Consider the following 13,123-nt stretch of genomic DNA (forward strand, 5'->3'; position numbering starts at 1 on the left):
GGACTCTTCCTTTTAGGCGCAGTCGTAGGCGCCTCTCCCCCATTTGTCATGCGCTGATCTTATCCAGCGACTGGATCAAGCCCCGTCTGTGACGCCCCGTTTGGAGAGCATGATGAGCACGTATCGGTGCAGGTGCGCCCAACCTTCCCATTCCTCACCTGCTGCACGGTCACGGATCACCTTCAAGGTTCCGGTACTGGCTGTGGGGTGCCCGGCGATCCTGCCGAGGGCGTGTGGGCTATCAGTGTGTTCAGCAAGCCATGCCAGTTCATCTGCCGTGACACCGGCTCGGGAGATGAGAGCCAAGACGACCTCATGGTGAATGCCGGTGATCATCAGGGCAGCAATGGCTTCAGGCGTGACGTTGGTCCGTGTAGCCGCAGTGACCTGATCCTGCCAGCGTTCAGACCGAGCGAGTTTCAGCAGCTCCTCTCCGGTGTAGCTCTTGTTCATGCGTAGGGACGCGTCGCTTCCGGGCTTTTCATCTGTATCTCTGCGAGCCACTCCGGGTCAGTACTCGCGATCACGCGGGTGATAGTTGCGACACCGTTGGCATCCCTCCTCATGTCCACCCCTACGACATCCTCCATAGCGATGCTCCTGCAAAGAGCGACCAGTGTTCCGGAATCCAAGAAGTAAAGATGCTTCATCCGCTCCTTCTCAGACGCAATGAAGTATCCATTGAAGAGGTAGCTGCCCTCGACTTCGATCCCGTCCTCTCCTTCATACGGGGCTTCGACCTCATCGCAACTGAGCACGAGCACAAAGGAGTGGATGATCTGGTTGGCGAGGTGGGCGAGGGTGATCTGATCCTTGATCGGGTTGGCGATGTCGTAGAGCGCGTCGATCTCATCGCGGTTGTAAAAATCCGGTATCGGTCCAATGCGCGGGTGTCGCACTACTGGAACCTGCTTGGCGGCGAGGCTATCCGAGAGTTTTCGAGCCTCCAGCAGGCGTCGTATTGCATAGCCCGCCATCATCAGGTCCTTCTCCACACGGAAGCTCGACCGTTCCGTCCAATGCTCCTGACGGGTCTTCCGCTCTAGCCGTCTGGCGATGCGCAGGAGTTCGTACCGCCATGGAACAGAATCGGAAATCATGCTGGGAGTCTATCCGGGCGGGTGTCCGAGGCACCTGTCAAAAACTATAGGTTGTGACAGTGCGTGGAGACGAGCCGTTTCTCGCGGGCGATTCGGGGCGATCCACTGTCAATAAGCCTGTCATTATCAAACTGTCATAAACTCTACTGTCAAAACTGACTTTTCTGTGGCAGACTGACAACCATGACGACGACGGTGGAAGCAACGGGCAAGACAGTAGGGTATGGGCGCATATCCACAGGCTCACAAGACGCCTCATTGCAGGAGGACGCACTGAGCAAATACGGCGTCGAGAAGATTTACATCGACACCATCTCCGGCGCGAAGGCTGAGCGTCCTCAACTCCAGATCATGCTCGACCACCTGCGCAGCGGCGATACCGTCGTGGTCTGGAAGATTGACCGCATGGGTCGTTCCCTCATCCACCTCGTGCAGCTCGTTGAAGAGTTGCAGAAGAAGGGCGTCGGACTTGTGTCCCTGACCGAGGGTCTGGACACCCGCACTGAGATCGGACGGTTCCAGCTCAACATCCTTGGTTCCGTAGCCCAGTGGGAACGGGACACCATCAGGAGCCGCGTGCAGGCTGGTGTGGACTCCGCGAGGGCAAGGGGGCGCGTAGGAGGCAGGAAGCCGAAACTAAGCGCTCAGAAGCTCAAGATGGCAAAGACCATGTACGCGTCGAAGGAGTACACCATCAAGGAGATCGCGGACGAGCTGGTGGTCAGCGAATCCACCATCTACCGGGCGATCAGGGAAGCCTAGGCGAGAGGGTCCCTGCTGACCAGCAAAGGAGTTCCCGCGCTGGTCAGACTGCCCCAAGTCTCCGTCAACCCGCCGTTCACCCTCCACACGACCTTTAGTCGATGGGGATTGAGGATATTCTTGATACCAACCATTGGCGGTGCTTTGCGAACGGCAATGCGGTCAATGACGATTCGCAATCGTGCATTCTTCTTCGAGACGCTCAGCCCGTTGAATACCTCGTTCAAGGACATCAAATTCTCGAAATCGACATTGGACAGTCGCAAGTCTGACAGCTCATCCTGCAACCGCTTCTTGGTCGCCTCGTCGGTTGCGCGAACGGCGTTATAAACATCGGTGGTGATCACATCGTCACGTAGGTCCTTGTACGCCCGCAAAAGGTCATCAGTGACTTTTTGTATGCGCGTCTCCAGAGCGACGATCTCGGCGGCATTGTCGTTAATCCGCTGGAGTTGTTCGTCAGGAACCACCCGATTCAGCATCTTCACAAACTCATCAACAATGAACTCCTCCAGTTTCACAGCCCCGATGCGCATTTTTCCGCAACCATGATTGGAGTCCGAGCAACGATAATTCGGGTAGCGATGAATGCCAGATTCGGGGTCACCGTCTACCTTGTACTTGATCCCGTCGTAGCCCATGGGTCCGCCGCAGTTCATGCAGAACACCATGCCGCCTAAAAGGCTCAGGGTCGGACGCTTTCCCCTTTTGCGATCGGACGTATTGATCAGCTTGTCCCGAAAAGCCCTCCATTTCTTTTCGCTGATGAGAGGCTCCCAAGTGCCCGGATGGAAGCCTGCCTCGTTCTCTAACAGAGAGGGGGTAGTCACAAGCTCGTTGGTGCGGCGGTTGCCACGAACTTCCTGCGACAGGTGCATCCGCAGACCAGCTATTGACGGGGAGGCTAGCGATACCTTGAACGACGTGTACTCGCGCTGCTCCCCCGTGACCTCCCTGAATCTCTTCAGGCACTTCATCAAGCTTTCACCAGAGAGATAGTCGTCGATGACCCTGACAACTTCAGGTCCGGCAACGGGGTGGGGCACTAACCGCAGCTTTCCTCCGAACCCTGTGACAGCTTCGTCGTTCGGGATAGCCATATAGCCAATCGGTACCCTTCCCCCGTTCCACCGCCCATCTTCGGCGTGAGTCTTTTTCTTGTCTCGGATTCGCTGCGTCATGCGCTCGGTCTCAGCACCGCCGAGAATCGAGCCGATACCAGCCATAACCCTGCCGTCAATGGAGTTGAAATCAGCATCTGAGGACGTGACGAAGTGCAGCTTCAGCGGGTTGCCCGCGTCCCTAACCCGCTTGATGAATGCAAGCATCTCGTGGGGCTGCCGGTGGATTCGGTCAGGCGCATAGGCAACGATAGAGTTCACCGCTCCTGACAGCGCGAGACGCTCTACCGCCTCCCATGCGGGGCGTTTCGTACCAGCCTTGGCTGCTGACAGGTTGTTATCCGCAAAGCCCCCACGGTAGCCACCAAGGCGCGTGTCGTCACTGGTGTTTGGGTAGTGCACGAGGTCTGAGCGACCGGCAAGAAACTCGTGGCATAGCCTGATCTGCTGCTCCGTGCCTGACGCGTCACCGTACTTGTCAGAACTAATCCGAGCATAAATTGCAGTTGGCATACGCCAACCCTATACGGGGCAGCAGACCCGCCCTTGGGGTGCATCATGTATTTATTGGAGTTGGCGTGGACGGTACACATCCCCGGCAATCCGCTGTTGAGCGCAATCAGCATGTCAAGACTTTCAGCCTCCCGTACTTCACCGACCACGAGGCGGTCTGGCCGCATTCGCAGCGCTTCCTTGACGAGGCGCCGGAGCGGGATCTCGCCTGTTCCTTCAAGGTTCGGCTGCCGGCACTGGAGTCCCACCACATCACGCAGGGGAAACTGCAGCTCAAAGATTTCCTCCACCGTGATGACCCGCTCCCGGCTGCCGATGCTGGCGGCGAGGCAGTTCAACATGGTGGTCTTACCGGCCTGGGTTGCCCCTGATACCAGGATGTTGAGACCACTGGACACTGCCGCCCCCAGGAACCGGGCCGACTGCGGCGTCAGGGTGCCCAGCTCCACCAGGTGTTCGAGCCGGCTGGCTTTGACGACAAACTTTCGAATATTCACGGCCCAGTGGCGGCGCGTCACGTCCGGAATGACGACGTGGAGCCTGGAGCCATCAGGGAGCGCAGCGTCAACAAACGGAGATGACATGTCCAGGCGCCTGCCGGAACTCTTCAGCATCCTCTCAACCATGTCACGCACCTGCTGCTCAGTAAGGCTGAGCGAGGTTAACTCTGATTCCCCGTTGCGTGCCACATAGATTTCGTTGGGAGCGTTCAGCCAGATCTCTTCTATCGAGGGATCGTCCAGCAGCGGTTGGAGCACTCCGAAGCGTGCAACTGCGTCGAACAGAAACCGCCGCGCTGCGTCCAAGGGACCCAGTGGTGGAAGCGGCCCCATGAGGGCCCGTTCGTCGTAGTCCGTTACCGCGGCGTCGACTAGCCGTCGCACTTCGCCTGATTGGTTGAGCGGGTCAAGCCCCCTGCGCCTGATCAGTTCCCGGACTTCGTCCTCGACTATCCCCAGAGCATCCATGCCAATTTCCCCCAGTTGACTGCCGCCCCCGGCGGAGGCAGTGCAATTGGGTCCAGCCTAGGGAGGCTACACCATGGCAACAAGTCAAATTCCACAGAATGTGGATAAACCACCACAGCGCCGCCCTTATCACTCCAGCCCCAAAAGAACCACTGGTTACGCTGGTCACACCAGTGCTATGGTGAGCGCGTTAATTGTCGAATTACCACGGTCAGGTGCCTCCCTGGGGGGCAGCATTTGGCCAGTTATCGAAATGAGCGCTCAGGAGAGCGCCACATTGTCTCCGGAGCCAATATGAAGCGGAACCCGTCTCAGTCCCGTCGCCCCGCCGTGAAATCGCTGTGGGTCATGCTGCTCGCAGCCTCGCTAATGGCAAGCCCCGGAATTACGGGCGCCGCCGTGGCTGTTGAACCGGCGCCTTCACCAACTGCGTCGGCAGCACCAGAAGCAAGTTCGCCGACCACACCGCCTGCACCCGCCTCGCCATCTCCGGGCGGAGCCACCCCGGCATCGCAGGAGCCCGCGGCAGCCACCGAGCCGCCGGCTCCGGCGCCCTCTCCGGAAGCCCAGCAGTCCATGGCCGAAGCGGTCGGGATTGGCGGCGCCGAAATGGGCCAGCGATCTGCACGGGTGGTGCGCTCGGCCCCCTCGGAATCCGTACGGAAGCTTAGTTCCGAAGCGCTGACCAGCGAAGGCACCTGGATGCCCACGTTCGGGGTCCAGGGGCTCGACGTGAGCGGCCACCAGCCAAGCGTGGACTGGAAACAGCAGTGGAACATGGGGTCCCGGTTCGCCTATGTGAAAGCAACTGAAGGGAACTACTACACCAATCCCTCCTACAGTTCCCAATACCAGGGAGCGCGGAACGTGGGAATGATCAGGGGCGCCTATCACTTCGCCATCCCCAACTGGTCGTCCGGCGCAGACCAGGCCCGCTACTTTGTGCAGAATGGCGGCGGTTGGTCCTCGGACGGCTACACCATGCCGCCGGTTCTGGACTTTGAGTTCAACCCTTACGAGGGCCGAACGATCAACGGTTTCTACTTCGGCAACACCTGCTACAACATGTCCGCAGCGCAGCTTCAGTCCTGGATCCGGGACTTCGGAAACACCATGCGCTCATTGACCGGGCGGCTTCCCGTTATCTACACCAACACGAGCTGGTGGAACCAATGTGTGGGCAATCCTTCCGGGTTCGGTGATTATCCACTGTGGATGGCCGCCTACCCCAGTTCTGCCACCAACAATGCCGGCCCTGTCCCGACGGGTAGCTGGAGCACCTACAGCATCTGGCAATACAGTTCCACGGGCCCCTTCGCCGGCGATTCCAACGTCTGGAACGGCGACTACGCCTCCTTGCGGACGTTTGCCGGAGCTGCGGCTCCCGACGGGTCCTTCGACGACATGTCCGTGCAGCGGGTCGGATCCACTACGCAACTGAACGTGCGCGGCTGGGCTGTCGACTTTGCCAATTCTTCGGCCTCAACGCAGGCTCATGTCTATGTCACCGGCCCGGATGGCGTGCGCACCGGCTATGCGCTCCCCGCCAACATAGCCCGCCCGGATGTGAATGCTGCCCTTGGAGTCACCGGGCAACATGGCTTCCAGCAAGGCATCCAGATTCAGAAATCCGGAACCTACCAGGTCTGCGCCTACGCCATTGGCGCATTCAGCAATACTGAAATTGGCTGTAAGTCGATTGATGCAAAGGGCGTTGAGTCGCCCATGGGCAGCATTGATGACGCCAGGGAAGTGCGGAGCGCAGACAAGGTCACGCTTTCCCTTCGGGGCTGGGCAATTGACGGTGCCAACCCGGCCACGGCAACAGAAGCCCATGCCTACCTGACGGCGCCGGACGGTACCAGGACCGGTTACGTGATGCCCGCGAACCTGTCGCGACCCGACGTCGACCAAGCATTGGGGATGGGCGCCAATCATGGCTACCAACGCGATATTCCCATTACGGCGCCCGGCAGTTACAAACTCTGCGTTTATGCCATCGGCCAGTACAGCAACACCGAGATCGGCTGCAGGCAGCTGAACTTCGCCCCGGCGGCCGCTCCCATTGGCAGCTTCGATGACGCGTCCCTGATAAAGACCTCCACCACAGCCGCACTTTCAGTCCGTGGTTGGGCGCTGGACCGCGGGGACTCAACACGGTCCATCTCTGTCCACGTCTATGTGACCTCGCCGGACGGCACCACCAAGAACTATCCGTTCTCCGCCGCCCAGGCCCGGGCCGACGTCAACAGCGCCCTTGGGGTGACGGGGAACCATGGCTTTGCCGCGGCCATACCCATCACGGCGCCCGGACAGTACAAGGTCTGCTCTTATGCCATAGCACTCAGCCCGCTTGCCCCCGGAAACCCCCTGCTGTCCTGCCGCAACGTCGATGTCGGAGCGGTCGCACCACCAATCGGGAGCCTCGACAGCCTGACTGTCAACAAGACGAGCACCGCTGCCTCGCTGTCCCTCGCCGGCTGGGCCGTGGATAAGGCAGACGCCTCGCGGCCCATCGACGTGCACGTATATGTCACGGCACCTGATGGAACCACTAAGGGCTATGCCTTCAACGCGTCCCGCCCCAGGGCTGACGTCAATACTGCGTTCGGTGTGACGGGCGACCACGGCTTCGCTCCCTCGATCCCCATCACCAGCCCCGGCGTCTACACTGCCTGTGCTTACGCCATCGCGCCCAGCCCTCTGGCGTCCAACAACCCGCTGATCGGCTGCCGCACGGCTGACGCCGGCAAGAGCGGTGTACCAGTGGGCGTGCTCGACTCTGTAGCAATCAAGACGGTTGCGGGGGTTACCTCGCTGGAGGCGACGGGGTGGACCTACGACCCGGATATGCCCACGCTTTCGAATCCTGTTCACGCTTATGTCACCGGCCCCGACGGCAAGACCACGGGATACGTTTTCTCAACGACGGTGGACCGGCCCGATGCAAACAAGGCTTTCGGTATCACGGGTACCCACGGATATTCCGTCAACGTCAAAACCACGGTCCGTGGAACTTATACGTTGTGCACCTACGGGATCGGAGTGTCACCGTTCACCACCGGTAACACGGCGCTGGGTTGCCGGACCCTGACGTACTAGGGGCTGCCCGGCCAACAGAAAGAGGGGTGAAGCTCGGCTTCACCCCTCTTTCTGTTGGTAACTAGTTGTTGCTCTCGGCCAGCAACTCCAGGAGGTACGCCCCGTAACCGCTCTTGACGAGCGGCTCGGCGCGTTCGCGCAACTCGTCGTCCGTCAGGAAGCCCAGGCGCCACGAGATCTCTTCCGGTGCCCCGATCTTGAGACCCTGCCGGTTCTCGACGGTGCGGATGAAGTTTGAAGCGTCGTTCAGGTCATTGAATGTCCCCGTGTCCAACCAGGCAGTTCCCCGTGGCAGGATCTCCACCTGCAGCTTTCCGGCTTCGAGATACTTACGGTTGACATCCGTGATCTCAAGCTCTCCGCGTGCCGAGGGCTTCAGGTTTTTGGCGATGTCCACCACGTTGTTGTCGTAGAAGTACAGTCCGGGCACCGCGTAGTGGCTCTTCGGTGCAGCTGGCTTTTCTTCCAGAGACAGTGCCTTGCCCTGTTCGTCGAACTCGACCACGCCGTAGGCCGACGGATCCTTGACCCAGTACCCGAAGACCGCACCGCCGTCGATGGTCTTGAACCGGCGCAGCTGGGTGCCCATGCCCTGGCCGTAAAAGATATTGTCGCCGAGCACGAGGGCCACACTGTCGTCGCCGATGTGCTCTGCTCCGAGGACAAATGCCTGGGCAAGGCCATCCGGCGAGGGCTGCTGCTTGTAGGTGATGGAGACGCCGAAACGGGAGCCATCTCCGAGGAGCCGCTCGAACTGTTCGGCGTCATGCGGGGTGGTGATAATAAGAATGTCCCTGATCCCGGCAAGGATGAGGGTCGACAGCGGGTAGTAGATCATCGGCTTGTCGTAGACAGGTACCAACTGCTTGCTGACACCCAGTGTGATGGGGTGAAGCCTTGAGCCGGTTCCGCCGGCAAGTATTATTCCGCGCATGCCCCCCATCTTTCCCTTCGCTAAGTGCAGCGGCAAATCCGGTACCCTTGGGAATTATGCAGCGACTTCTTGTGACCGGCGGAGCCGGCTTCATTGGCTCAAACTTTGTCCACTATGTATTGGAAAACACTGATGACCACGTCACTGTTCTGGACAAGCTGACCTACGCCGGCAATCTTGAATCACTGCGCGGCCTGCCCGAGGACCGCTTCACCTTTGTTGAGGGTGACATCGCCGACGCCGGCATCGTGGACGGCCTGGTCGCAGGCACCGACGTCGTGGTCCACTACGCAGCAGAATCGCACAACGACAATTCCCTGCACGACCCCCGCCCCTTCCTGGACACCAACATCATCGGCACCTACACGCTGATCGAAGCGGCCCGGAAGCACGGCAAGCGCTTCCACCACATCTCCACCGACGAGGTCTACGGCGACCTCGAGCTGGACGATCCCGAGCGGTTCACCGAGCAGACCCCGTACAACCCCTCCAGCCCGTACTCGTCCACGAAGGCCGGCTCGGACCTCCTGGTCCGCGCCTGGGTGCGCTCCTTCGGGCTGCAGGCAACCATCAGCAACTGCTCGAACAACTACGGCCCGTACCAGCACGTGGAGAAGTTCATCCCGCGGCAGATCACCAACGTGATCGACGGGATCCGTCCCAAGCTCTACGGCAAGGGCGAGAACGTCCGCGACTGGATCCACGCCAACGACCACTCCTCCGCCGTCCTGGCCATCATCGCCAAGGGAACCATCGGGGAAACGTACCTGATCGGTGCTGACGGCGAAAAGAACAACAAGGACGTCGTTGAACTGATCCTCAAGCACATGGGCCTGGCCCCGGACGCGTACGACCATGTAGTGGACCGCCCCGGACACGACCTGCGGTACGCCATCGACTCCACCAAACTCCGCAACGAACTTGGCTGGGAACCCCAGTTCTCCAACTTCGACGCCGGCATCGAAGACACCATCGACTGGTACCGCAACAACGAACAGTGGTGGCGCCCGCAAAAAGCCGCCACCGAAGCCAAATACAAGGAACAGGGCCAGTAGTCCATGTCTCTGGAGTTCTCGAAAAAGCTTTCCGGCCACACAACCCCCATTCCCGGCGTCGTTCTCTACGACCTCCCGGTCCACGGCGACAACCGCGGCTGGTTCAAGGAAAACTGGCAGCGGGAAAAAATGGTTGCCCTGGGACTGCCGGACTTCCGGCCGGTCCAGAACAACATCTCCTTCAACGAAAAAGCCGGAACCACCCGCGGCATCCATGCCGAACCGTGGGACAAGTTCATCTCCGTTGCCACGGGCCGGATCTTCGGGGCCTGGGTTGACCTTCGCGAAGGGCCCTCGTTCGGCGCTGTCTTCACCGCTGAACTGGACCCCAGCCAGGCCATCTTCATTCCGCGCGGAGTCGGTAATGCCTTCCAGACCCTCGAGGACAACACGGCCTACACCTACCTGGTCAACGACCACTGGTCCGCCGATGCCCAGGGGCAGTACACCTTCCTGAACCTGGCTGACGAAACCGCTGCCATTTCCTGGCCGATCCCGCTGGACCAGGCCGAGCTCTCCGACAAGGACAAAGCCCACCCGCGGATGGCAGACGTCGCCCCGATGCCGGCCAAGAAGATCCTCGTCGTTGGCGCCAACGGCCAGCTGGGCAAGGCACTGCGCGAACAGTACGACGGCGACGCAAGGGTCGAGTTCGCCGGCCGCGGTGAGTTCGACCTCGCCCGGGAGGATTCCTTCAAGAACCGGAACTGGAAGAATTACTCCGCCATCGTCAACGCCGCGGCCTACACCGCTGTGGACGCTGCCGAATCCGAGGAAGGCCGGGCTGCCGCCTGGGCCATCAACGTAACGGCCGTCGCCAACCTGGCGCGCACCGCCGTCGAGCATGACCTCACGCTGGTCCACGTCTCCTCCGACTACGTTTTTGACGGGAGCCAGGACAACCACGACGAGGACGAGCCCCTCACACCCCTGGGCGTTTACGGCCAGACCAAGGCTGCAGGCGAGGCGGTGGCAGGTGTCGTTCCCCGCCACTACATCGTGCGTACAAGCTGGGTTATCGGTGAAGGCAACAACTTTGTCCGGACCATGGCCAGCCTCGCTGGGCGGGGGATCAAGCCGGCGGTGGTCAATGACCAGACCGGCCGCCTGACCTTCACCCAGGACATCGCAGCTTTCATCAGCCACCTGCTGACCACCGAAGCCGCCTACGGTACCTACAACTTCAGCAACGCCGGACCCGTAAAGAGCTGGGCCGACATAGCTGCGGACGTTTACGAGCAGGCCGGCGCCTCCAGGGCTGATGTCACTGGAATCACCACTGCTGAATACTTCAAGGACAAGGCCGCCGCTCCGCGACCGCTCAAGAGTGCCCTGAACCTGGCGAAGGCACACTCCACGGGTTTTGATGTCGCCAATGCCGATGAGCGGCTGACTGCCTACCTAAAGGCGGAAAACGATAAAGCATGACTCCTGCAGAGCAAGCCCACCGCACCCTGGTGATCATGCCGGCCTGGAACGAATCGGAGGCCATCGGCGGCACCATCCGGGAAGTGTTCGAGTTCGGCCCTGACTGCAGCGTCCTCGTCGTGGACGACGGCTCACGCGACAACACTGCCCAGGTTGCCCGCGACGCCGGCGCACTGGTGGTGCAGCTCCCGTTCAACATGGGGGTGGGCGGAGCGATGCGGACCGGCTTCAAGTACGCAAAAATGCATGGCTACACCCGGGTCATCCAGGTGGACTCCGATGGCCAGCATGATCCTCGTGATATCAAGGCCGTCCTCGACGGCCTGCAGGAAGCGGACATCGTTATCGGGGCCAGGTTCGCGGACAAGGGCACGTACACCGTCAGGGGCCCCCGCAAGTGGGCCATGAACGTCCTGGCCTGGACCATCTCGCGGATTGCGGGCACCCGGCTCACGGACGTGACGTCCGGTTTCCGCGCTGCCAATGCCAAGGCCATCCGCCAGTACGTGGACCACTACCCCGCCGAATACCTTGGCGACACCATCGATTCGTTGGTCGTCGCCATCCGGTCGGGATGTACCGTGCGCCAGGTGGGCGTCTCGATGCGCGAACGGCAGGGCGGGACCCCAAGCCATGACCCCGTCAAGGCCGCCATCTACCTGGGCCGGTCAGCCTTTGCCCTCCTCTTTGCGTTGACGCGCAAGAAGAACGAACCGTCGTCCAACTAGGAGTTTCCATGGCCACCCTCGTTGGCTTCATCTTTGTGCTGGTCATTCTGCTGATCATCTTCGAAATGCTGCGCCGCCGTCACCTGCGCGAAAAGTACGCCGTCATCTGGATCATAATTGGGATTGGCGTCCTGGTGCTGGTGGCCTTTCCGCAGCTTCTCTTCTGGTCAAGCGGAGTGCTCGGCGTGAAGGTGCCTTCAAACCTCCTGTTCGCCATGGCTATCGTGCTGCTGGTGTCCGTTTGCCTCCACCTGTCCTTCGAACAGTCCCAGGCGGAAGACGAAGTCCGCGTCCTGGCGGAGGAAGTGGGTATCCTTCGGCTCAAAGTCCTCCAGCTGGAAGAGAGCCTGACGCAGCGTGGCACAGCCGCCGGCAATGAAACACACCCGGAAACGCTCCCACCCGAACCAACAGCTTAACGAAAAAAGGTGGCTGCCCCAGGATCTGGGGGCAGCCACCTTTTTATTCAGTCCGCTAGGAAACCACGTGCTTCAGCAGCCTGGGCAGCGAATCGGTTTTCCCGATCATCAGTGAGCGGGCAACCAAGGTGGCTGCGTTCAACCGCGACGTCGTGTGGAAGGCCGCAGCGCGCGCCGTCCCGTTCCAGCCAAGTTCCCGGAAACGCCGTGCCTGTCCTTCGAAGTACGCGCGCTCTTCATCGAACCGGCGCCCGTCAAGTGCCTTGACCGACGAGTCCGATGCCGAGTGCCGGCGGTAGAGGAACGCGAGCGTCGGGTCAACCACCATGGCACCGCCTTCGGCTGCAATATCCAACAGCAGCGCAAGGTCCTGCACCACGTGCAAACCCTCCGTGAAGCCGATACGGCGGATAACATCCGTGCGCCATGCCAGGGACGGGAAGTACGCCCAGTCGGCCCGGACAAGGCTGGTGGCCATCTTTTCGCCCTGCAGCAGGACTGTGGACTTGGTGGAGGGTGCGTATACCTTCTTGACGATGTCCACCAGCGGGGAGCATGCACGCCCTTGCTCATCGATAACCTGAACGCCGGGCTGGACAACACTGGCCTCGGGGTAGGCTTCGAACGCCCTGGACACGACGTCGAGGTAGTTCGGCAGCATGATGTCGTCGGCACCCATGACCACAACAATGGGAGCTTCGGCCAGTTCCAGCGCCTTGCGGTAGTTGCCGTTGGCGCCGAGGTTCTCTTCGTTCTTCTGGTAGCTGACCCGCGGGTCAGACATGGATTCGAACCAACGCTGGGGTTCCGGGCTGGGGTAACCGTCGTCGACCACGATGAGGCGCCAATCCTCGAACTGCTGGCTCATGACGCTTTGCGCCGCAAGTTTCATCAGGTCGACGTCGCCGTAGTACGGAAGCAATACATCAATGGCCATGTGCCAGGTAGGTCCTTTTCTTGAAGATTCACAGGGTTGGATCTGTTTGCCCGGAG

The 13,123-nt window shown here is 60.5% G+C and carries 11 protein-coding genes and 1 pseudogene; 6 read left to right on the forward strand and 6 right to left on the reverse strand.

The window, feature by feature from the left end; all coding sequences use genetic code 11:
• Window positions 1–75: 75 nt before the first annotated feature.
• Both BLT71_RS14040 and BLT71_RS14045 read right to left on the reverse strand, forming a co-directional pair.
• Window positions 76–453, reverse strand: coding sequence for a hypothetical protein (locus tag BLT71_RS14040; protein WP_091721389.1), 378 nt, complete (start codon window positions 451–453; stop codon window positions 76–78).
• Window positions 450–1,100, reverse strand: coding sequence for a hypothetical protein (locus tag BLT71_RS14045; protein WP_091721391.1), 651 nt, complete (start codon window positions 1,098–1,100; stop codon window positions 450–452). The genes BLT71_RS14040 and BLT71_RS14045 overlap by 4 nt, the downstream gene beginning before the upstream one ends.
• Before the next feature lie 183 nt (window positions 1,101–1,283).
• Between BLT71_RS14045 and BLT71_RS14050 the strand changes: the two genes are divergently transcribed.
• Window positions 1,284–1,862, forward strand: a complete 579-nt coding sequence (locus BLT71_RS14050; RefSeq protein ID WP_091721394.1) for a recombinase family protein — start codon at window positions 1,284–1,286, stop codon at window positions 1,860–1,862.
• Here the strand turns inward: BLT71_RS14050 and BLT71_RS14055 are convergent.
• A complete protein-coding gene (locus BLT71_RS14055; RefSeq protein WP_091721398.1) occupies window positions 1,859–3,496 on the reverse strand; it encodes a recombinase family protein in 1,638 nt (545 codons plus the stop codon). The genes BLT71_RS14050 and BLT71_RS14055 overlap by 4 nt on opposite strands.
• Window positions 3,497–3,552: 56 nt before the next feature.
• Window positions 3,553–4,464, reverse strand: a pseudogene (locus tag BLT71_RS14060) (CpaF family protein); the annotation flags it as partial.
• A gap of 294 nt (window positions 4,465–4,758) precedes the next feature.
• On the opposite strand from BLT71_RS14060, the gene BLT71_RS14065 reads away from it, so the two are divergent.
• Window positions 4,759–7,566 carry a lysozyme gene (locus tag BLT71_RS14065; protein ID WP_091721401.1) on the forward strand — a complete coding sequence of 936 codons (2,808 nt, stop codon included), beginning with the start codon at window positions 4,759–4,761 and terminating at the stop codon, window positions 7,564–7,566.
• Between the two features lie 61 nt (window positions 7,567–7,627).
• On the opposite strand, the gene rfbA is transcribed toward BLT71_RS14065, so the two are convergent.
• Window positions 7,628–8,500 carry a glucose-1-phosphate thymidylyltransferase RfbA gene (gene rfbA, locus BLT71_RS14070; RefSeq protein ID WP_015937587.1) on the reverse strand — a complete coding sequence of 291 codons (873 nt, stop codon included), beginning with the start codon at window positions 8,498–8,500 and terminating at the stop codon, window positions 7,628–7,630.
• Between the two features lie 56 nt (window positions 8,501–8,556).
• Between rfbA and rfbB the strand changes: the two genes are divergently transcribed.
• From rfbB to BLT71_RS14090, 4 genes are read left to right on the forward strand one after another with little or no spacing between them, the layout of a single operon-like run.
• Window positions 8,557–9,555, forward strand: coding sequence for a dTDP-glucose 4,6-dehydratase (gene rfbB, locus BLT71_RS14075; RefSeq protein WP_091721403.1), 999 nt, complete (start codon window positions 8,557–8,559; stop codon window positions 9,553–9,555).
• A gap of 3 nt (window positions 9,556–9,558) precedes the next feature.
• On the forward strand, window positions 9,559–10,983 hold the full coding sequence (locus tag BLT71_RS14080) for a sugar nucleotide-binding protein (protein ID WP_091721406.1): 1,425 nt from the start codon (window positions 9,559–9,561) through the stop codon (window positions 10,981–10,983).
• A complete protein-coding gene (locus BLT71_RS14085; protein ID WP_056085032.1) occupies window positions 10,980–11,711 on the forward strand; it encodes a glycosyltransferase family 2 protein in 732 nt (243 codons plus the stop codon). Before BLT71_RS14080 ends, BLT71_RS14085 begins: the two co-directional genes overlap by 4 nt.
• A gap of 8 nt (window positions 11,712–11,719) precedes the next feature.
• Window positions 11,720–12,130 carry a DUF2304 domain-containing protein gene (locus BLT71_RS14090; protein ID WP_091721409.1) on the forward strand — a complete coding sequence of 137 codons (411 nt, stop codon included), beginning with the start codon at window positions 11,720–11,722 and terminating at the stop codon, window positions 12,128–12,130.
• A 55-nt stretch (window positions 12,131–12,185) separates the two neighbouring features.
• On the opposite strand, the gene BLT71_RS14095 is transcribed toward BLT71_RS14090, so the two are convergent.
• Window positions 12,186–13,067 carry a glycosyltransferase family 2 protein gene (locus tag BLT71_RS14095; protein WP_091721411.1) on the reverse strand — a complete coding sequence of 294 codons (882 nt, stop codon included), beginning with the start codon at window positions 13,065–13,067 and terminating at the stop codon, window positions 12,186–12,188.
• Window positions 13,068–13,123 lie beyond the last annotated feature (56 nt).

The organism is Pseudarthrobacter equi (genome assembly GCF_900105535.1).
GTDB lineage: Bacteria > Actinomycetota > Actinomycetes > Actinomycetales > Micrococcaceae > Arthrobacter > Arthrobacter equi.